Genomic DNA, 19,504 nt, shown 5'->3' on the forward strand with positions numbered 1-19,504 from the left:
GTCGGGCTCGCGGAGTTGGATGGGCTCTTCGGTCTGGTAGCCGTAGGCAACGGCGATGCTGTTGTCCCACAAGTCGGTGAAAGTGACCGCGCCACGCAGCTTCTGGTACAGCAGCTGCGCTTCGGGGGTGTCGCGGTGGATGCCGAATGCGGCACGCAGGGTCGCGACGAAGTAGGCGGCGGCGCGGTCCCATTGCACGACAAGGGGTTCGGCGGTGTGGGTGGTGCTGCCGGGGTGGAAGAACAACAAAGCGAGGTTGTCGTCGTAGCGGTCGATGCCGGGTAGCTCGGCGTGGAAGTGGTCGTTGGCGTAGACGACATTCCAGAGGGGATCGATGTAGGCGGCGGGTATGGCGCGCTCGTCGAAGTCGGTCAGTATCGCGAGGTGGTCGGTGGTGTTGTGACGGGTTCGCAGGTGCTCGATCTGGGCCAGCGCGACAGGGTGCTCGGCGAGGTCGAGGCTGTGGCGGGCCTGCGCGGTATCGAGGTCGTAGGTGGTGATCATCTTCTCGAGCACCGCAGGGGTGCAGGTGGCCTTGCCGTACTCGATCTTTTTGAGCAGCTCGTAGCCGACGTCGAGAAGGCCGGCGGCCTCGGGCCGGTTGAGGCCGCGGTGCTCGCGGACCTGGCGCACCCATCGGGCCAGGTCAGGAAGCTTGGTGTCGCCGCTGGCGCGTGCTCGCCGCGGATCGTTGGGTGGGTTGGTCCTCCGGTTCATGTGTCAATCCCCTCCTACGTAGGTCTTCCTTTGCCCCTTCACCACGGGTTAGGTTGAAGGGTTAACTCCCCCCCAGGAGTTGTTTTAATTCGTACCAGAAACAGACCGGCCCGGCCACCGGTCATTCGCTGTGACTTCGCTGACAGCTAGCTACCGCTACTCCGCGCCGGGCACTTCTGGTATTTCCAGCGCTATTCCGCTGGGGGGCACTCGCCGGAAAATTTTCTTTCCGACACTTTTTTTACCACTTTTTCCGATTAGCGCAGGCCACCTACCATAAGGCGGGTGGTATAGAAAGTAGCAGTACAATATTTACCCGCCAAAGGGGGTAGCGCGGTGGGGTTTTCGGGGTTTTGATGGTGGGGTATCACTCCTGCTCCGAAAGGCAAGTCATGGACCTCTACACCGTTTTGTCGGTACTCAGTTCCGGTGCTGCGCTGGTCTCGAATGTGCTGGCAATCGCCACGCAGGTGCTGCCGTTCTTCTGATCGGTACGCCGGTTCTCGCCTGATCAGAACAGGCGACAATCCGATTCTCCCGGCTGCTATCCGCAGCCGGGAGGCACGGGAATTTGTCGCACACTCGCGCAATTCCTAGCCTATTTCCTGGTCTTTTCGCTGGTCTTTTTCCACCTTCGTCGAAGGGTTATTTGTCATGCCCAAGAATGGGAATCTATCGCTGGTTGCTGCCGAGCCCCCGGGGCTGGTCTGCGACCCAGTCCGCAGCCGTCGCCTGTCGTACGGAGGGCGGATGCTGTGGAGTGGCCGCGTGGTGGCCGCCGGTGCGGTGCCGGTACTGATGATGCTGGCCATCGCGCCCGCGAATGCGATGGCTCCGCTGGCCTCGATCGCTGACCAGCCCGGCGTCACGGCCCCCGCACAACCCGGAACCAATGCTCCCGCACCGCCTCCGGCCCCGGAACCCGAACCGTCGCTGTATGTCGAGCAGCCACCCGAGGTTCGCAACGGTCCTGCTCCGCGCCCTGAGCCCTGGCCCGCTCCCGCCCCGCCGGTGTATGTCGTGGAGCTGCACACTCCGGTGCCGGTGGAGCCGGTCGCGCCGATCGAGCCACCGCCGGACACGATCCGGATCGGGACGGCACAATTCCCCGACCCGGAGTGGCTGCCGCCAGAGGTCGGCGACACGATCAACACCGTCGCCGCCGACCTGGAAGCCCAGGCCGCGACATTCCTGGACTCGGTCGGGCTCCCGGCCGGGCGTTCGGATCGGGTCGCCGGGGCCACGGTCGCCGGTGCCGGAGCCGGAGGCGCGATCGGCGGCACGATAGCCGGTGCCCCCGCAGCAGCCGCTGGTGCGGCTGTGGGCGCGCTGGCGGGTGGCACCATCGGCGGAATCGCCGGGGCCGCAATCGGAACCGTGGTCGCGATCCCGGTCATCGGCACGATCACCACGGGCGTCGCCGGGACAGCACTCGGTGCGGCGGCGGGTGCGCTCGCGGGTGCGGTGGTGGCCGGGGTGCCTGTCGCTGCCGTCGGCGCGTTGGTCGGCGGCACAGTCGGTGCGGGATTCGGTGCCGGGGCGGGGGTCGGGCAACCATGACCGGTCGACGTGTCCTCGCCGCGGCCGTTCTGGCCACCCTCGCCGGTGGCCTGAGCACACCGAGCCCTGTTGTCGCGCAACCGTCCCCGGCGGGGCCGAGCTGCCCGGCGCTGTGGGTCCTCGGGGTGCAGGGCACCAGCGAGTCCTCACCCGGCGCATCCGAAACCGCTGATACCGGGATGCTCGGCGACCTGCTCGGTCCGGTCGCCGCCGACGTCCCGAACCTGGTGGAGCGCACCTACATCCAATACCCCGCCTCGTTCGGTGGAGCACCGGGCACCGGCGGCGGTACCGACCTCTACACGGTCTCGGCCAACATCGGCCTCAACGCGCTGCTGGACGCTTCCGAAGACGTCGCCGCGACCTGCCCGGCGACCTCGCAGGCCGTGGTCGGGTATTCCCAAGGCGCACAAGTCGCATCGGGGTTCGCCCAGATCGTCGGGGCGGGGGAAGGTCCGGTGGCGCCTGAGCGAGTCGCCGCGGTGGCCTTGTACTCCGATCCCGATCGCGCTCCGGGCTCGCCGGTCATCGCGGGCCGTCCCGGTCAGCTGACTCCGGACCCGGCACCGGGCACGGCGGGGGCGGCGGTCTCTCAGATCTCCCTGAGCACGGCCGTCGCCTCCGGCGGCGGGATCGCCACGACCGCCGGGATCGATTTCGGGTCGCTGACGGGCAGAGTCGCCGACATCTGTGTCGAGGGCGACCTCAGCTGCGCGGCACCCGACCGCGCGGCGTTACTGAGGGTGGCCGCCCAACTCGCCGCCCAGGCCGACCTGCGCGACCCGATCGCCGCGATCAGCTCGGTCCACGGCTTGCTGTCGGGTGCGCTCGGTGACGCCTGGACCACTGTGGTGCTCAACGATTTCCAGATCGGGCCTGGCTCGGTGGCGTATATGCCCGCGGCGAGTCTGGCACAACGGCTCACCGATGCCGCCGACTCGCGCACACCGGCCCCGGGCCCGAGCGAGACGGCCGCCGCCGATGCTCGCTGGGCGCAGATCACCGCCACGGTCGCGTCGAACCCGCTGACGACCCTGCCTTCTCTGGCGGCGAGTTTGTCGGGCGCGTGGGGGCAGTTGGTCACCGACAACGCCGACCTCATCGACCCGTCGGTGTGGTTGCGCTACAGCGACATTCCCGCCCGCCACACCGGCTACGCCGCGAACGGGCAACTCGCCAGCGGGGTCGCGTGGCTGACCGCCCTGGCCCACGACCTCGCCGGGAGCCAATCATGACCATCACCGACTTCTTCCAGACACCGATCCTGCGCGAAGGCGCGCGCCCGGGTGACATCGTGCGCCTTCGCCCGGTGTTCGTGCCACAGCTGGCCGGAGCAGCCGGGGCGTGGCAGATCGTCTACGTCTCCACCGATTCACGGTCCCAGCCGATCGCGGCTTCGGCGATCGTGCTCCTGCCCGAGCTGGTCGCCGAGCCCGGGTCGATGGCGATCCTGCTGTGGTGCCCGCCTTTTCGTGGCTTGGGTGGTGTCTGCACGACCTCGCAACTGCTGGCGACGGGCACCGAGTACGACGTGGCCGGCATCGACCGAGCACTCGCGCGAGGCTGGGTGGTCGCCATCCCCGACGGGCAAGGACTCGGCGCGGGCACCGGCCCACATACCTTCCTGGCCGCTCGCGCCGCCGGAGCCAAAGTAGTGCTCGATCTGGCTCGCGCGATCTACCGGGCCTCTGACCTCGCTCTTCCGGTCGCGCCGGTCGTGGCTTGGGGCTACGCCGACGGCGGACGGGTCGCCGCCGCTGCCGGGGAACTGCAGCCCTGGTACGCACCCGAGGTGGACCTACGCGGAGTCGCCGCCGGGGCCGTGGTCTCCGACCTGGCGGCCATGGCACCGGTGATCAGCGGAGGCAGCGGCGAGGACCTCGGCGCGGGCCTGGCCGGGCTGGGCTTGGCGGGCCTGGGCCTGGCCGGGCTGATCGGGCTGTCTCACGCCTACAACAAGCTCCCGCTTCGTCACGTGCTGAACGAGGACGGTCTCGCCGCTGCCGCCGAGGCCCGCTACCTCACCGGTCGCGAACTGCTGCAACGCTTCCCGCAACCGTTGGCGCATTGGTGCCGTGTGCCGGATCCGTGGAACGACCACTGGTGGCGGCGGGTCCTCGCGTTGGAATCGCTGGGCCACATCAAACCCGAAGTGCCGCTGCATCTCTACCACGGCGAACCCGACATCGTCGTCCCCGTACAAGCCGGTCGGCGCACTCTGATCGCCTACCGGCAGCGTGGCACGCAGGTCGACTGGCACGAGTACGACGCCGACCATCGTGCGACCGCGCACCTGGCGATCTCCGATGTCCTGGCCAAGTTGACCGTGGATATCGCCAATCCGCCTTGACACCAGCCCACCACACCCTCGGCGGCCGAGCCCACGACCCGCCCCTGAACCCCTCCGGGGAACCTGCCCGCACCCCGCAACCCCCTTCCCCGGGTGCGGGTAGGCCCCGGAGCATCATCCGATCCGAGATCCACTCTCCCCGAGGCGAAATGAATGAGGTTTCCCAACAATCACGATGACGAGGACCCATGGTCGCGGCGCGACCAGCCCCACCTGATACCCGAGCCACACATCCTGTCCGACCCAGATCCCCGAGCGCGTCCCGAATCTCCTCCACGAGAAGACCGCTGGCTGATCACGCAGGCGGACACTCCCGATACCGCCGACACGGGCCGGTCCCCGACGTGGTGGGCCACGGTGTGGCAGCGGTTGCCGGGCGGGGCCTGGGCCGCGCTGGCGGCCATCGTCGCAGTCCTGGCCGGTGCGGTGGCGTTGTCGACGACCGACGACTCCGGTGAAACCGGCGGCGACGTTCGTGCCACGGCGGCACCTGCGAGCGCGACATCCACTGCTGAAGGGGCGTGCACCGGACTGTCGGGCACCGTGGTCACCGACCGCGACGGCGACCCCACCACCGTGCCCGGCCTGATCGCCGCCTTCGAGGCCGCTTACTACGTCCACCGCAACGCCGAGGCGGCGCTGCGGCTGGTCGCGCCGGAGGCCGGGATCGCCCCCGAAGGACTCGCCGTGGGTATTGCCTCGATCCCGGCGGGCACGACCCATTGTGTGGCGATCACGCCGATCTCGGCGACCACTGCGAATGTGCACGTCGCCGAGCTGCACCCCGACCGCAAACGCGTCGACTATCTCCAGCTGATCAACACCCGCCCTGCTGAGACCGGGCCTGCGTTGCTGATCTCCAACTTTCAGAAGCGGGGTTAGGGGATGCGTCCAGGCTCGCAGGCGCCGTTGCTGATCGCGGTCGTGGGTCTGAGTCCGCGTGCCGGTACCACCGTGACCACTCTCGCTCTCGCCCGTACCTGGCCCGGCCCGGAAGCCGGTCTGATCGTGGAAGTCGACTCCGACGGCGGCCAGCTCGCCGAGATGGTCGATGCTGACCCGTATCGGGGGTTGGCGAGCCTGCCCCGCGCGATCATCCCCGGCGAGCCGATCGACCCGGTCCTGCTGGCCCAGCACATGCAGTACCTGCCCGGTGGGGAAGCGTTGCTGGCCGCGCCACCACACCGCGACGCCGACCGAGCTGAGCAGGCCGCGCAGTGGCTGATCGCTGCGCAGGCGAGCTGGGCCGAACTCGGCGTGACCGTATTCGCTGATTGCGGTGTCCTCGCCCCGGATTCGGTACCGGACCCGGTCATGGCCGCCGCCGACGCCTGCCTGGTCGTGGTGCGCGCCGAGCACAACGACCCCGAGCAGGCCGCCCACCGCATCCGTGCCCTCGCCCGCCACAGCCGATGCCGCGGAGTCGTGCTCATCGGCGCGAGTGCCCGCGGCGACTACGCCACCCTTCTCGGGCTCCCGCTACTGGGCACCCTGCCCGAGAACCGGACCAGCGCGCAGGCGCTGCTGCACGGCACCCGCGCACCGCGCCGCCGCCCGCGCCTGCTCCCGGCTGCGCGCACAATCGCCACGGACCTGCACCACCAGCTCCGCGCACCCACCGGCACAGACCGGCCGCCACCCACACCCCCTGCAGCCCGCCAGAACTGGCGGACCCGCCCCCAGGCCAGCGCGCCTACGATCTACCGCCTCGACCCGGCACCCGCAGTCTCAGCGCCTCCGCGCGCACCCGAGCCTTCGGTCGTCCAGGGCCCCGACCCCCTCACGATGACACCCGTCTATGAGCCCATACTCGCCAGCGCAGGCGAGGATGCCGGCCAACCTGTCGAGGACGACCTCGCCGCGGCACCTGTCCCCGATCCCAGGCCCGACCCCGCGCCCGAGTCGGAGTACTCCACACCGGTCCAGACGCCGCAGGACACCGTGCCCGCTCTGTCTGTGCGGGTCTTCGGTCCGACCCGAATCTTCTGGGGCGCCGCCGATGGCACCGAGAGCGTGGAGATCACCAACCAGCTGCGGCCCCGCAGTCGCGAGCTGTTGACCATGCTCGCCCTGCACCCGGACGGGCTCTCGCGCGCCCGACTGACCGAGCTGCTGTGGGGCGACCGCGCACCGGTACGGGCTACCGGTGCGCTCACCAATGCCCTGAGCCGCCTGCGCACCTCCATCAACGCTGCCACCGGCGGCCAGATCCCCCGGCTGCTCATCGACGACCAGCCGCACTACCGCCTATCCAGAGTGTTGGTCGGCGTCGACTACTGGGACTTCAACGCCGCCGTCGCCGCGCGTCACAGCGCCAGCAGCGAGACCGACCAGGTCGCCGCCGCCCGCCATATCGCGGAACTGGCCACCAGCGAACTCGCCAGCGACCTCTCCGACACATGGGTCGAGGCGCTGCGTGAATCGGCGCGGCGCAACGCTCTCAACGCATTGAGCTGGCTGGCCACCCGCAACACCGAAAACGACCCGCGCGCCACTCTGGGTCTGCTCGAGAAAACCGCGGAGAGTGACCCCTACAACGAGACCGTCTGGCAAGACATTCTCCGCTTACACGCCCGTCTCGGGGAATACTCGGCCCTCGCCCGCACCTACTCACTCATGACCCACAAGCTCGCCGAAATCGGCCAGACCCCGAGCTCTGAGACACGACTCCTCCTCGAACAACTTCGCCACACCGCAAAGTAGAAGTAGAGCCACCGCAGACCCGTGTTCAATGATAGTCGATCATTCAGTGAATCGAATTGCTACGATTGCAGGAATGGCACGAATGGTGCGTGGGGAAATTTCAGAAATATCGCTGGTGTCAGCATAGGGAAAACCCGAATAGGCCGCGATTGAATGGCTACCACGTCAGGTCGATGGCTTGAGCCTATCGGGTGGCTCGATGAAAAATTCTCCGTGCGAGGTTCGGTGGTGAGGATGCGTGCTGTGTTCGGTGCGGTGATCAAAACGACCCACCCAAACGCTGAATAAATGCAGGTGAAGCCGCATATCTCCGGACGGGTGTTACCCAGGATTGTCTATACACAAAGCTGTATAGACATGCTCTGCCGGTGCGCTCTTGTCGCTCGTCGGCCGCCCTTGGGTCATCTATCCTGTTTCCCTAATCCCCAGCTTCCCCCTTATTTCTCCCTCTTTATTTTAGTTATCTTATTTGAATCAGTTGTTGTTGGTGGGTGTCGCGAATCCGATGCGGCTCGGCTGGTGCGCATTTCTTTCTGGTTTTGCGCGGTCGAATTGGTGTGCTCGCGCCGAAATTGCGTAAATATTTCTGCTTTTTCGGGTTGTATTTCCGTCGCGAGTCGAGTTAGCGTCGAATCGTTCCCGAAATTCATCGGGGAAACTCGGAAATCCGATTGGCGAACTCGCCACACCTATGCCACGATCCGCGCTGGCAGCGTGAAACGGATTCAATTTTCAGGAGTCAAAATGGCGACAACTACCACCCCGGCACCCGCTACCGGTGCGCGTTTGGGCAATGGCGAATTGCGGCGCATGGTGGCCGGGGAGTTGGCAGGCAGCCCCGGGCTCGAACTGTCACCGCGCGATATCGCGAAAAAGCTCGTGCGTTCTTCCGGTGCTGTCGGTAACGCGCTGGAAGCGCTGACCAAGTCCGGGCACGCCGATCGCACATCGGCCACACCGCGCCGCTACCGCGCCAACGAAAACACCGCCGCCGCCGCTACCACCCCGGCCCCGGCGGCTACCCCGGCCCCCGCCGCCCCTGCCCCCGCCGCCGGTGGTGCCACCACCCCGGCCCCGCGCTGCACGCGCCGGAAACCCACAGCGGCCCCCGCCCCGGCCGCCCCTGCCACCCCGGCACCCGCCACCCCGGCGCGTACCGGTAACACCGTGGCCCGGCCGAACGGGCAGCCCTACCACGTGCGCAAACTCGCCGGGCGTGCCGATGTCGACGTACTCCAGACCATGCGCACCGCCGAAGTCCCCGTACTGCTGTACGGGCCGCCCGGAACCGGAAAAACCTCGCTGATCGAGGCCGCGTTCGGCGACTTGTTGACCGTGCAAGGTGATGGGGACACCACGGTCGCCGATTTCGTGGGGGAGTACACCCAAAACCCCGATGGCACTTTCCAATTCGTGCATGGGCCATTGGTCCGGGCGATGCGCGAGGGTCGGGTGCTGTTCATCGACGACGCGACTCTCATTCCGCCGACCGTGCTCTCGGTGGTGTACCCGGCGATGGACGGGCGCAAAGAGATCGTGATCAAAGCCCATGGTGGCGAGGTCGTGACTGCTGCCCCCGGGTTCTTCGTGGTGGCCGGGCACAACCCCGGGGTGCACGGTGCCATTTTGTCCGATGCCCTGTCTTCCCGGTTCGCGTTCCAAGTGCAGGTAGGCAGCGACTACGACCTCGCCGAACAGCTCGGGGTGGACAAAAAGGCGGTCAAGGTGGCGCGCAATCTTGCCGCCCGCAAGGACAAGGGCGAGATCGGGTGGGCCCCGCAACTGCGCGAGCTGTTGGCGTTCCGCAAGATCGCCGCCGCCACCGATACCGATACCGCCGCAGCCAATTTGATCGGTGCCGCACCCGAAGAGGACCGCGCCATCGTGGCCGATGTGGTGCGCAGTGTGTACGGCACCCGCCACGCCCCGCTGACTTTGGGCCCGCGCCTGTGACCTCGGCCCCGCATCCAACCCCCGCCTCACTTGAAAGGACTCCCGCGATGACCGGACACCTGATCGCCGACCCGACCGCCACCCCTACCCCCGCACCCGCCACCGATGGCTGGGACTCCCTGTCTGCCAAATTGACCGCCGAGGCCCCACCGATCGCCGACCGCGAGGACCTGGTCGTCTCGATCGCCCCGGGTGCTGCCTACGGGCACCCGGCGGTGTTCATGCCCCATAGTGCGGCGATCGAACTCGACGGGACTCGCCTCGGGATCGATCCCGCCACCGCCCACCCCGATCGCAACAGCGACCGCAACCGGTACGCGGCGGTGTGGGGTGCGTTCGTCCACGAATGCGCCCATGCCAAACATTCGGTGTGGGAACGGCCCTTGGTGGCGAACCCGGCCGTGATCGAGGCCGCGATGCTGCTCGAAGAGTCACGGATCGAGGCCGCTCAGATCCGCCGTCGCCCCGACGACCGGCACTGGCTACGCGCCAGCGCTACCGAGATCGTGATCGGCGACAACGGCGGTGCGAGCGCTGCCGCCGCGATCCCACCCACCCCCTACGCTGCCGCGCACAACGCCGCGCTCATCCTCGGCCGAGTCGATGGCGGTGTCCTCGACTCGACCGAGTGCGCACCCGCCGCCAACACGATCGAGGTCATCCTCGGCGCTGACAAACTCGCGCAGTTGCGGGCGATCTGGCAGGCGGCTCACACTGTCGCCGACGACGATGCCGCGACCATGCTCGAACTCGGGCAGCAGTGGCTCGACATTGTGGGCACCGACCCGCATGACGAGCCGGTCCCGCACTCGCCGCTCTCGGCCGCGATCGGTGCCACGATCGCCAACATCAACGAGGCCGTGTCGAGGGCACGGGTGGAACCCGATCCGGCCGAGGCCGCTGCTGCCGCGCGTCGCGAGGCCGACGAGTCCGATGAACGCGCCACCGCGCAAGCGGAGGCGGTGTTCGGCAAGGACACGAGCACCGACACCTCGACCAGTACTCGCACGACCCGGCCTCCGCGCCCGGATGAACAATCCGCCGCGCGGGTGCTGGCACGGGCCCTCGATACCGCCAGCACTCGCGAACGCGCCGCTGTGAGAACGACTTCGGCGGTGCCGCCGGGCCGGTTGCGGATGCGCGGTGCGTTGGCGCGTGAGGCCCAACGCGCCGCCGGGGCGATACCGACCGCCGAACCGTTCACCCGCACCACCCGCAAGATGACTCCGCTGCCGCCGCTGCGAGTCGGGATCGCCTGCGATGTCTCTGGCTCGATGGCTCGGTTCGCTGCCCCGGTGGCCTCGGCCGCGTGGATCGTCGCCCGCGCGGCGGAGTTGTCCGCGCTGCCCGCCACGACCGCCACGGTGACTTTCGGGGCCTCGGTCGCACCGATTGTCTACCCGGGCACCGCCCCCAAATATGTCACCGAGTTCGATTGCCCGGATAACTGGGAAGCCATCGACTCCGCCATCGAGGCCCTCGACGGTGCGCTCGGTCTGGCCCGGCCCGGGGCAACGAGGCTGTTGGTGATCATCTCCGACGGCGACTACGCGACCTCCCCCCGAATCCGTGGGCAGAAACGACTCAACGCGCTACGCGCGGCCGGGTGCGCGGTGCTGTGGCTGGCACCGGCCACCGGCAAGGTGACCCCGCTGGACGGGGCGACCATGCACCGAATCGCCCACGACCCGGCCGCTACCGCCACCGCGATCGGGCGCGCCGCTACCGCCGCCGTACGCGCCGCCACCTAACCCCGTGTTGCCCCGGGCACGCACCCGCGTGCCCGGGGCACCCAACCCCCGCCCGCCCGTGCCTGCCTGCCCCGTACGAACGCGGGGCAGCGGCCGGGGAATTCACCCCACCGCAAAGGAACTCACCCTCATGACCGACAGCCGAGACCACCTCGACACACCCCCGCCCCTGGACCTCGCCGTGGAAGTCACCTGCGATACCTGCCAGCAGAGCGCGACCTTCCCTGTCAACCGGGACCAGTTCGCCGCGTGGAGTGAGCGACTTCTGGCGATCCAGAACGCCGTGCCACATCTGAGCGCGCCCGACCGCGAGTTCATCAAATCCCGCATCTGCCCGTCCTGCTGGACCGACCTGCCCGGACCCCGCCCCGGTCGCTGACAAACCCCGGGTGCCCCGGGCACGACACCGCGCTCGGGGCACCACAACCGGGGCCGCACCTACCGCCCGGCCCCCTTTGTTCGCCCGACAACCAACCGCCCGAACAGGCGACAACGACAGGACACGACACCATGACCGACAACACCCACGACACCACCGACCAGAGCCCGACCGAGACCGACACTCGCCCCAAGGTGGCCTGCCCGATCAGAGTCGGTGACGAGGTGACCGGCCACAACAACCGCACCTGGCGCGGGGTCGTGCGCAACATCTACAGCGACGACGGCATCCTCATGTGCTCGATCCAGACCTCGACCGGTGGCCGGGCCCACGCGACTCCGTGGTCTTTGGCCCCCGCAGACGAGGAGCCGTCGCCGGAATGGCTCGACCGGATGCACGCCTACCGCAGTGCCGAACGCGACAACGTGCTCGCGGGGCTGCGCCGAGACCAGGCCGAGATCGCCGAGGCAGCGCAAGCGCTCGCCCAGCAACTGACCGCGATCTCGGCCACGTTGCGCGCGCGCCGCTTCTACAACCCCGACACCCACGACCGCATCGAATCTGAGGCGGCCGACATCGACGACGGGCTCGCCTACCTCGCCGAAACCCGCCACCACCTCGCCACCAGTGGCCTGTTCACACCCACGGAAATCTTGCAACACCTCGTCGTGGACTGAACCCCCTGGCAACGGCTCGGCCTCGGGCGTGACCACCGCGCCCGAGGCCGAGCACCCGGAGTCAGCCCGGGTGAGCGAACCAATCGACCAGCACGACAACCGCACCGCGCAAAAATGAGGATCTGATGGCACTCGTACGAGAAGACACCGAGGGATTGTTCGTCATCGTCGGCGGATGGATCGCCCGCCCACCGACACCGCAGACCACCAACCCCCGCGCACGCGGGCTACCCCGAGCCCAGACTGCGCTCGCGGTCGGTGACCGACCACGCGCGAGTCATTCCGGCGGACCGACCGCCCGAGTCGGTGGGGAGCTGTGGTTCATCGACCGGCAGGCGCGAACCCGCCCACCGTGCACAGACTCAGTGCGCCGCCGGGGACGCCCGCGCCGCACACCACCGATTCCCGAGTCCAGACCACCACCGTGCTCGCCAGCAACGCCGTGCCGGTCCCCACCACGGCCGCACTCGACGCCCTTTACGCCGCCGCCAACCCCGTCACCGGCGATCAGTTCGTCATCTACGCCCCCGGCGGCCACGACGAGCGCGGCATGTACACCGTCGCGCACGTGACCGGCAGCACGGACCGGCTCGCTATCCCGCGCGTGCACCTCGTGCATCCCGACGACATCGCCGCCTACGCCACCGGTGCGGTGAACCGGTTGCGCGACAGCCACGCCGGGCACGCGGTGAGTGTGTGGCTCGACCGCACCACCGGCTCCCTGCTCGAGCACCTGACTCGATGAACCCGCCAGCGACACAACCGAACCCGATACCGAACCGTGAGCAGGAGACATTCATGCGCGAGATGAAGAACACCCAGAGTCACGACGAGGACGGCGTGATCAAACCCGGAGCCAAACTCAGCGGCAACGACTATGCGTTGGTGAGGGTGCGCGATGGCGAGGACCCCTACGGCCGGATCCTGCTGGTGTGGAAGCCCTCCCGTTGCAACCACGGCTACACCCTCTGTGTCGAGTGTGCTGAGAGCTGGGAACTCGACCACCTCGTGCACTACGAGTTGACCGGCGGCGGGCGACGGTTGCGCGAGGCCCTCGACGCGCAGACGCCCGCAGTTGACAGCGCCCAGCCTGCCGAAGTCGACTCCGCTGAGCCGGGCACCGGCGAGCCCGACTCGTCGCGGGCGTGACTCGCGAACGGCCTCGTGCTCGGGCCTGTGTCTGGCCGACCACGGCCCCCGCGGCGAGGTCGCCGGCGTGAGTCATCTGGCCTCGCGGAAATGGCTAGCCGCGAGTCGAATTCCTCTCGTGCCGTTCGCATTCGGGAAATGGAAGAGAGGAATTCGGGAACGGAATTTGTTTTCACGTTCCGCTTGACATTGCACACCGTATCGAGCGTCCATGGAACCCGGAACAGCACCGACCCCCCGGGGAATTCGCCCCGATCGGTGTGGTTTCCGTCCCGATCGGGACATCACCGAATTCACCGAAACCCAATGTTGGAAGGATCCCCCATGTCCAAAAAGAAGAACGCCGCCACCGCGCCCACGGCACCGGCCACGCCTACCCCGGAAACTGCGGCCCCGGCCCCGGCCCCGGAACACGGTTCGGGGCGGCCGGTGGTGCCCGTGCTGGACAAACCGACTACCCGGGCGTTGTGGGCGGCGCTGGGCGACAATCCCGGCAGCACTACCGCCGCGCTGGCTGACGCTGCGGGGATCGGGGTGTCGACGGCCCGCCGTCTGCTGGCGGGGTGGGAAACCGCCGGGGCCGCGCGGTCTGTCGCCGACCCCGAATCGCCCCGCGCCGCGAAAACCTGGACCACCGAACCGGCCACCGAACCGGCCACCGAACCGGCCACCCCGGAACCGGCCGCGCCCGAACCGGCCACCCCGGAACCGGCCGCGCCCGAACCGGCCACCCCGGAACCGGCCGCGCCCGAACCCGCCGCCGAACCGGTCAACCCGCAACCCGGCCCGGCAGTACCCGCCGAGCCGGAACCGGTGACCCTGGAACCCGACTCGGCGGAGCCCGACTCGGCGGAACCTGCCGCAGCGGGACTCACCGCGCCGGAGCCTGTTTCGCTCGAACCGGCCACCCCGGACCCGACCGACCCCGCCGAAGAGGCGGCACCGGCCGCCCCCGTGCCAGACAGCGCGCCGGACACGGCGGCAGCTGCGCCCACGGGCGACGATCCCGCCGACCCGGCCCCGGTGGCACCGGCACCGCCCGCCGAACCGGCAGCGGCCGACGCGGAGTCGACGGCGGAGCGGTTGCCCGCCGGTGCGTTGCGCGGACAGGTCGAGGACTACCTGCGCGACAACCCAGGAAAGGAGTTCAGCCCACACCAGATCGGTAAGGCCCTCGAACGGTCCAGCGGCGCGGTCCACAACGCCTTGGTCAAGTTGGCCAGGGACGGGACCGCTCGCCAGACCAGCACGGCCCCCAAGAAATTCACCCTCGCGTCCTGAAAATCGGGGCGATGCCGGAATCCCCGGAGCTGTTACCTCCGGGGAGTCCGACACCGCGCCTCTCAATGTATCTGCTGAGAAAGGTGCTCGACCATGTACATCACTCCCACCCCCGCCATCCTGGCCTCTGCCCTGTACAAGGTGTATGCCGAATCCAGACAAGCCCCCGACAGCCTTGCGCTGTGGATCGATATCGCGGAGGAGGCCGTGCGCGAGCTCAGCTCGCCGGTGCAGCCCGCTCTGGTGCCGTGGGTACCGGTGATACTGCCCCATTGGCATCACCGGACCGAGGGCGATTTCTTCCCGTTCACTGGTTCGGTGCGGATCATGACCGGGCCGCTGCTGGGAACGACCTTCGCCGATGCGCGCAGCGCCGCGCTGGGGGTTGTCGACGCGACCCCGACTCCGGTGACGGACGGCGACGAGGGCGACACCGGTGGCGACGCCGCTGTGGTGCCGAAGGTGTTGCCGTTGTGGCGGTTTCGTTCTACCGGTGCCCCGGGCGCGTTCACCCCGCGCGCAGTGCCGCCCCTGATCTACTGACCCCGCCTACCGACTGAAACGGCCGGTGGTGCCGAGCGATTCGCTCGGCACCACCGGCCGTTCGCTGTGCGCTGTGGGGGACGGCGTGGGGCCTACTGGGCGCGGCCGATAGCCCCGACGATCCAGTCGGTCAGACCGGGCGTGGCGGCGGCGTAGCCGGGTGGCGTCGAACACGGCCGGGAAAAATGTTCCGCTGCGGAACAACATCGGGCCCGCGATCTGGTATATCCCTCACTCACAGGCCACGGACGTCACGGGGTAACATTGAGTTTCGGAAGTTCACAATTACACGCGGACTTCTCGAAACGGAGAATCCCCGGTGGCCAAACGGCCACCGGGGATCCGGTGCACAGTCGGCCGCTTCCAAGGGCATTGCCGACTAACTGCAGGTGACGTGTCCCGACTCGATCTGAACCATCGAGTCGGGACACAGCTGCTCAGTGGTAGCCCCTACGGGCAGCACCATCGGCAGACAAGCCAACGCGACGTTCAATACGAAGCCCACTACCAGCAAAACGAGCTGCTGAGTGAACCACCGGTCCTCGCCGTTCAGTTCCTCCTTGAGCACTTGAGATCTCCTCCTGTTCACACATGGTTGTGTTGGCGTGTGGAGGTCGGATCTTCCTGTCGCTCAGGACAAAGCCCGAACAGTAAGTCATCGTACTGAATTGGCCGGACGAGATGTGCACGCACTGCCCTCCAGCTCGTTGTCTCCGGTACCCGGCATGCAACTCTGACAGCGAGTTTGGGCCGCAAACCCCTGTGAACTGCGGTCGCTGGGGCGGAACCGATATGGGCGAACCTTTTCGTTTGGCGTCATCTTCGCGCAGGTTTGCCGTCCCGCCGCTCATCTCCTGACCTGTCTACCCGCTGAAACTGTCGGTGGTGCCGAGTGGTTCGCTTGAGACGACCGGCAGTTTCGCTGTGCGGTGCCGGGCCGGTGCGGGGACTATGTGGTGTGGTCGATGGCCTGTTCGATCCAGTCGGTCAGCATATGGCGGCGGTGTCGCGGCTGGTGGCGGGGAACGCGGCTGTGTCGGTGTTTGGGGGTTCAGTGGTGCCTGACTGTGTCAGCCCTTGGCTCTACGGTGGTCCCCATGTTTGGTGGACGATATCGCGGGCCGTTGGGCACCGAGCCGAAGCCTGGATCGTCAGTTTCTGAGAGAGATGTCTTCGGAGCTCTGGACGTGGTGCTCGGACCAGGCGTACTCGGTCCACCCGGGTTGGTGCGGGCAGACATGGTGTTCTCGATCGAGGGCGAGGGCAAGGCCCGGCGGCGTCTCACCAGTGAGCTTTTGCGACCCTCCGTTGCCAGCTATGAGCCTTACGACCTGATTGTCGAGTACGACGGAGAGTTTTGGCACCGCTTCGATGAGCGCCGTGATATTAGAAAGTACTCCGAAGTCGGAAGGGACTTCGAAGTGATGCGGCTGCGCATCCAGCCACTGCGCAGGTTGCGTCCGGCCGACATCAGCGTTCCGAGCCGTGCCGATGCGACAACGTGCGCGAGGCTTGCGCTGCTTCACCTCGCTCACCGTCCGCGCCCCTTTCTCATCTCCGCGCGGCTCTTGGAGAAGATCGGTTCCTACCTGGAATTCTGTGCCACGCCGCTTGCGGAGAGCGATATCGCGTGTGGGCTGTGCGCTGAGCTCGACCACATCTTGCAAGGGGACCTTGAGTCCAATCCAACGAGCAGGGCAACGTTCCCAACGCCTCATTCGCCGCTGTGGGACTTCGTTCTGCGTGCTCGAGAGTTGGCGGACAGGTGCCAGGCCATCGATGGTCTGTGGGTGCCGGACCCGGACCAGCGGGGTTGGGAACAGCACGAGGCGGAAGTGGTGTCTCCGCCGTTCAAGCAGCGTCACCAGATCGCGCTCGGACATCGCAAAGCCAGGGAAAAACAGCGAAATGACTGAGCAGTTCCGTTCTCACAGATCTCCGATCCTGCGTCGAAACGGCCGGTGGACTGAGGATATTGTCGACTCCACCGGCCGTTCGCTGTTCAGGTGTTGTGGGGTCTAAGTGTGGTCGATGGTCTGTCCGATCCAGTTGGTCAGCGCTGGGACGGCGCTGTCGTAGTCAGTGGTGGGAAACACGGCGGTGTCGCTATGGCGGGAGGCCGGATCGGCGGTGCTCGTGCTGGTGGTGGAACCGGTTGTGGTGGTGTAGGTCTCGGTGAGCACAGGGAATTGCGTACCGGTGAACGCGGAAGCGGTGGCCGAGAGTAGGTCGGCGGCGATCGGTGCCAGACCGGTTAGGGCCAAGAAGGCGGCGACGGGGTCGCCTTTGGCGAGGTTTTCGGCGGCGGTCCAGGTGATCTCCTGGGCTAGGCCGATGTCGGTGGCGAGGCGGGAGATGTCGAGACCGGCCAGAACACCGACGATCTCGGCCGCCATCGTTGCCGCACCGGTGGTGTCCAGCGGTGCGGCGATTCTTAATGCGCTCGCGATCAGGCGCAGGTCGAGTTCGTCGGTCATCTCGACCAGCGGGCTGAACTGGTTGTTGAGGTCCCCGGACACGCGGTGCAGGCCGCCCACGTCGCTACTGGCGAGCAGACCCGGCAGTTGAGCGAGGTCGGTGACGATGGCGGGCACGTTCGCGGTGAAGCTCGCCAGCCCGTTGAGGACGGTGACCACCTGGGCGAGCACCTGCGACGCGCTGAGCTGCCTGTTCGAAGCCGTGCCGGTGGTCGGCACACTCGTCGCGGTGGTGGGGGCCTTCGCTGTGGTCGTGGGGGAAGTCGGGGCCGGGGTGGAGGTGGCCGAGGTGGCGGCGAGTGCACGGCTCACCGCGGCGAGGACCGGCGAGGACTCGGCGGTGGTCGAGCAGTAGCTATCGCCTTCGAGGCAGAGCGTGCGGACCCGCTCGGTCAGCTCGCCGAAGCTCTGCGAACGCGCGCCGGTGACGCCTTGCCCGGAGACCGGGGTGCCGAGCTGGGTGGTTGTGGGGTCGCGGCGCGGGTCAGAGACGAGCGCGACAGCCACGACCCGCGAGGCCGAGATCGGGCCCTTGCTGTTGCCGATGCTGACGGCGAGGTCGCCGGTGACCTCGGCGCCCTGGCCGTAGCCGGCCAAAACGACTCGCGTGTCCGAGCACAGCCCCGAGACGGCCGCGGTGAGTTCGGCTCCGCTCACCGAACCTGCACCGGTCGTCGTGGTGAGGGTGCGAACCTCGATGTCGCTGCCGTAGCGGCCGGTCAGCGATTGCCCGAGTTGGGTGAGGATCCCGGGTGTGGTCTGCCCGGTGGCGGTGGGGGTTGTCTCGTAGGTGGCCGGTGCCAGCAGCGCGGTCCATCGCGGGCACTGTGCACCATTGCGGCCGGATGTCGGTTCTGCGGCGGCGACACCGGCCGTCATAGTGGTGGCGGCGATGGCCGCACACAGTGCCACGTGTGCGGCTCGGCGGGTGGTCCGAGTGTGGTTGTGGTGCATGGGTTTCTCCGTCCGGTCGAGGGTGATCAGGATGTGGCGCGGGACTCGTCGTGGGCGGGTGTGGGTCGGGTGGCGGTGTAGTAGTCGTCACCTCCCCAGCGGTAGGGCGAGACCTGGACCGGCTCGTTGAAGGTGGGGGCGTGCACCATCTGGCCGCCGCCGAGATAGATGCCGACGTGATGGACGTCCCCGCCGGTGCTGTAGAAGAGCAGGTCTCCGGGCGCGAGCTGGTCTTCGGAAACCGTTGTGCCGGTATGGACTTGGTCGTAGGTGGTGCGCGGGATGGAGATACCGGCGGCGCGGTAGGCGGCCTGGGTGAGCCCGGAACAGTCCCAACCGCCGTTGACCTCGGGCCCGTTGCCACCCCACACATACGGGAGGCCGAGCTGGGCGCAGGCGAAAGAGATCACCTGCGCAGCAGTCGGATTCGATGGTGAGGCGGTGCGGCAGTCGCCGCCCGAGGTGTCGGTCTCGGTGGCGCGGTAGCGGGCGGCTTGGTCGAGGACTTGGTTCACGTACCAGTCGGCGTGGTTGTAAGCCCAGATCGCCGCGTACAGGTTGCCGGGTGCGCCGGAGTCACACAGGTAGAACGCGGCAGCGTGGACTGCGTCGGAGGGGTTGTAGCGCGAGGGCGGGGTCGCACCACCCGCAGGTAAGGGGTGGCGGGCGGTCACCGAGTTGAAGGTCGGGGCGAGGAACTGCATCGGCCCACCCGCCCCGGAGCTGTTCTCGCCCGAGGACACTCCCGGCAGCGGGGACCGGCCGTGGTCGGTCTCGATCTTGCCGATCGCGGCGAGCACGGACCAGTCCAGACCAGGGCAATCTCCGGCAGCGGCCTGGTAGAGCACGAGCATCTCGGCCGGGATGCCTTGGCGGGCTTCGGCACTCGGGGCCGACCCGCTACCGGCCGAGGGCGGCGCGACAGGCGTGCTCAGCGATTGGTCGAACACGACGACCGTGGTCACGACGGCCGCGATCACCACGACGAAGAACACGACCGCCGCGCAGCC

At 67.9% G+C, this 19,504-nt stretch carries 18 protein-coding genes; 14 read left to right on the forward strand and 4 right to left on the reverse strand.

The genetic code is table 11. The annotated features are described in order from the left end of the window. On the reverse strand, positions 1 to 717 hold a 717-nt coding region (locus ACWDXS_RS35070; protein WP_449972538.1), incomplete at its 3' end, for an MmyB family transcriptional regulator. A 750-nt stretch (positions 718 to 1,467) separates the two neighbouring features. On the opposite strand from ACWDXS_RS35070, the gene ACWDXS_RS35075 reads away from it, so the two are divergent. The 13 genes from ACWDXS_RS35075 (at position 1,468) to ACWDXS_RS35135 (ending at position 15,063) form a co-directional block, all read left to right on the forward strand. Beyond that, the gene (locus ACWDXS_RS35075; protein WP_449972541.1) at positions 1,468 to 2,277 is read left to right on the forward strand and encodes a hypothetical protein; all 810 of its coding nucleotides are present in this window, start codon (positions 1,468 to 1,470) and stop codon (positions 2,275 to 2,277) included. Next, positions 2,274 to 3,512 carry a cutinase family protein gene (locus ACWDXS_RS35080; protein WP_449972544.1) on the forward strand — a complete coding sequence of 413 codons (1,239 nt, stop codon included), beginning with the start codon at positions 2,274 to 2,276 and terminating at the stop codon, positions 3,510 to 3,512. The genes ACWDXS_RS35075 and ACWDXS_RS35080 overlap by 4 nt, the downstream gene beginning before the upstream one ends. Beyond that, the gene (locus tag ACWDXS_RS35085; protein ID WP_449972547.1) at positions 3,509 to 4,627 is read left to right on the forward strand and encodes a lipase family protein; all 1,119 of its coding nucleotides are present in this window, start codon (positions 3,509 to 3,511) and stop codon (positions 4,625 to 4,627) included. Before ACWDXS_RS35080 ends, ACWDXS_RS35085 begins: the two co-directional genes overlap by 4 nt. 153 nt (positions 4,628 to 4,780) lie before the next feature. Further along, positions 4,781 to 5,509 carry a hypothetical protein gene (locus ACWDXS_RS35090; protein ID WP_449972550.1) on the forward strand — a complete coding sequence of 243 codons (729 nt, stop codon included), beginning with the start codon at positions 4,781 to 4,783 and terminating at the stop codon, positions 5,507 to 5,509. 3 nt (positions 5,510 to 5,512) lie between these two features. Beyond that, on the forward strand, positions 5,513 to 7,330 hold the full coding sequence (locus ACWDXS_RS35095; protein ID WP_449972553.1) for an AfsR/SARP family transcriptional regulator: 1,818 nt from the start codon (positions 5,513 to 5,515) through the stop codon (positions 7,328 to 7,330). 744 nt (positions 7,331 to 8,074) lie between these two features. Next, positions 8,075 to 9,283: an AAA family ATPase gene (locus ACWDXS_RS35100; protein WP_449972556.1), complete on the forward strand. Its 1,209-nt coding sequence runs from the start codon at positions 8,075 to 8,077 to the stop codon at positions 9,281 to 9,283. Positions 9,284 to 9,330: 47 nt separating this feature from the next. After that, entirely contained in the window at positions 9,331 to 11,034 is a 1,704-nt protein-coding gene (locus tag ACWDXS_RS35105; protein ID WP_449972558.1) for a hypothetical protein, read from the forward strand. A gap of 130 nt (positions 11,035 to 11,164) precedes the next feature. After that, positions 11,165 to 11,413, forward strand: a complete 249-nt coding sequence (locus ACWDXS_RS35110) for a hypothetical protein (RefSeq protein ID WP_449972561.1) — start codon at positions 11,165 to 11,167, stop codon at positions 11,411 to 11,413. Between the two features lie 131 nt (positions 11,414 to 11,544). Continuing rightward, positions 11,545 to 12,090, forward strand: coding sequence for a hypothetical protein (locus ACWDXS_RS35115; RefSeq protein WP_449972564.1), 546 nt, complete (start codon positions 11,545 to 11,547; stop codon positions 12,088 to 12,090). 352 nt (positions 12,091 to 12,442) lie between these two features. Beyond that, positions 12,443 to 12,835: a hypothetical protein gene (locus ACWDXS_RS35120; protein WP_449972567.1), complete on the forward strand. Its 393-nt coding sequence runs from the start codon at positions 12,443 to 12,445 to the stop codon at positions 12,833 to 12,835. Positions 12,836 to 12,888: 53 nt separating this feature from the next. Then, positions 12,889 to 13,239, forward strand: coding sequence for a hypothetical protein (locus ACWDXS_RS35125; RefSeq protein ID WP_449972570.1), 351 nt, complete (start codon positions 12,889 to 12,891; stop codon positions 13,237 to 13,239). Positions 13,240 to 13,563: 324 nt separating this feature from the next. Next, positions 13,564 to 14,520, forward strand: coding sequence for a hypothetical protein (locus ACWDXS_RS35130; RefSeq protein WP_449972573.1), 957 nt, complete (start codon positions 13,564 to 13,566; stop codon positions 14,518 to 14,520). A 93-nt stretch (positions 14,521 to 14,613) separates the two neighbouring features. Beyond that, complete coding sequence (locus ACWDXS_RS35135) at positions 14,614 to 15,063, forward strand: hypothetical protein (RefSeq protein ID WP_449972576.1); 450 nt, start codon at positions 14,614 to 14,616, stop codon at positions 15,061 to 15,063. Positions 15,064 to 15,442: 379 nt separating this feature from the next. Here ACWDXS_RS35135 and ACWDXS_RS35140 read toward each other — a convergent pair whose 3' ends face one another. Continuing rightward, complete coding sequence (locus ACWDXS_RS35140; RefSeq protein ID WP_449972579.1) at positions 15,443 to 15,631, reverse strand: hypothetical protein; 189 nt, start codon at positions 15,629 to 15,631, stop codon at positions 15,443 to 15,445. Positions 15,632 to 16,301: 670 nt separating this feature from the next. Between ACWDXS_RS35140 and ACWDXS_RS35145 the strand changes: the two genes are divergently transcribed. Then, positions 16,302 to 16,979 (forward strand): hypothetical protein, encoded by a 678-nt coding sequence (locus tag ACWDXS_RS35145; RefSeq protein WP_449972582.1) that lies wholly within the window; start codon positions 16,302 to 16,304, stop codon positions 16,977 to 16,979. A gap of 102 nt (positions 16,980 to 17,081) precedes the next feature. On the opposite strand, the gene ACWDXS_RS35150 is transcribed toward ACWDXS_RS35145, so the two are convergent. Next, positions 17,082 to 18,494 carry a cutinase family protein gene (locus ACWDXS_RS35150; protein ID WP_449972585.1) on the reverse strand — a complete coding sequence of 471 codons (1,413 nt, stop codon included), beginning with the start codon at positions 18,492 to 18,494 and terminating at the stop codon, positions 17,082 to 17,084. 26 nt (positions 18,495 to 18,520) lie between these two features. Continuing rightward, a partial coding sequence (locus tag ACWDXS_RS35155; protein WP_449972588.1) for a C40 family peptidase occupies positions 18,521 to 19,504 on the reverse strand: 984 nt, incomplete at its 5' end.

The sequence above is a fragment of the Nocardia sp. NPDC003183 genome, from assembly GCF_053590715.1.

Bases quoted from the DNA above. Each gene is read 5' to 3' on its own strand.
- ACWDXS_RS35130 (WP_449972573.1), top strand. From the start codon at position 13,564: ATGTCCAAAAAGAAGAACGCCGCCACCGCGCCCACGGCACCGGCCACG.
- ACWDXS_RS35075 (WP_449972541.1), top strand. From the start codon at position 1,468: ATGCTGTGGAGTGGCCGCGTGGTGGCCGCCGGTGCGGTGCCGGTACTG.
- ACWDXS_RS35145 (WP_449972582.1), top strand. From the start codon at position 16,302: ATGGTGTTCTCGATCGAGGGCGAGGGCAAGGCCCGGCGGCGTCTCACC.
- ACWDXS_RS35110 (WP_449972561.1), top strand. From the start codon at position 11,165: ATGACCGACAGCCGAGACCACCTCGACACACCCCCGCCCCTGGACCTC.
- ACWDXS_RS35085 (WP_449972547.1), top strand. From the start codon at position 3,509: ATGACCATCACCGACTTCTTCCAGACACCGATCCTGCGCGAAGGCGCG.
- ACWDXS_RS35100 (WP_449972556.1), top strand. From the start codon at position 8,075: ATGGCGACAACTACCACCCCGGCACCCGCTACCGGTGCGCGTTTGGGC.
- ACWDXS_RS35090 (WP_449972550.1), top strand. From the start codon at position 4,781: ATGAGGTTTCCCAACAATCACGATGACGAGGACCCATGGTCGCGGCGC.
- ACWDXS_RS35115 (WP_449972564.1), top strand. From the start codon at position 11,545: ATGACCGACAACACCCACGACACCACCGACCAGAGCCCGACCGAGACC.
- ACWDXS_RS35105 (WP_449972558.1), top strand. From the start codon at position 9,331: ATGACCGGACACCTGATCGCCGACCCGACCGCCACCCCTACCCCCGCA.
- ACWDXS_RS35095 (WP_449972553.1), top strand. From the start codon at position 5,513: ATGCGTCCAGGCTCGCAGGCGCCGTTGCTGATCGCGGTCGTGGGTCTG.
- ACWDXS_RS35135 (WP_449972576.1), top strand. From the start codon at position 14,614: ATGTACATCACTCCCACCCCCGCCATCCTGGCCTCTGCCCTGTACAAG.
- ACWDXS_RS35080 (WP_449972544.1), top strand. From the start codon at position 2,274: ATGACCGGTCGACGTGTCCTCGCCGCGGCCGTTCTGGCCACCCTCGCC.
- ACWDXS_RS35125 (WP_449972570.1), top strand. From the start codon at position 12,889: ATGCGCGAGATGAAGAACACCCAGAGTCACGACGAGGACGGCGTGATC.
- ACWDXS_RS35150 (WP_449972585.1), bottom strand. From the start codon at position 18,494: ATGCACCACAACCACACTCGGACCACCCGCCGAGCCGCACACGTGGCA.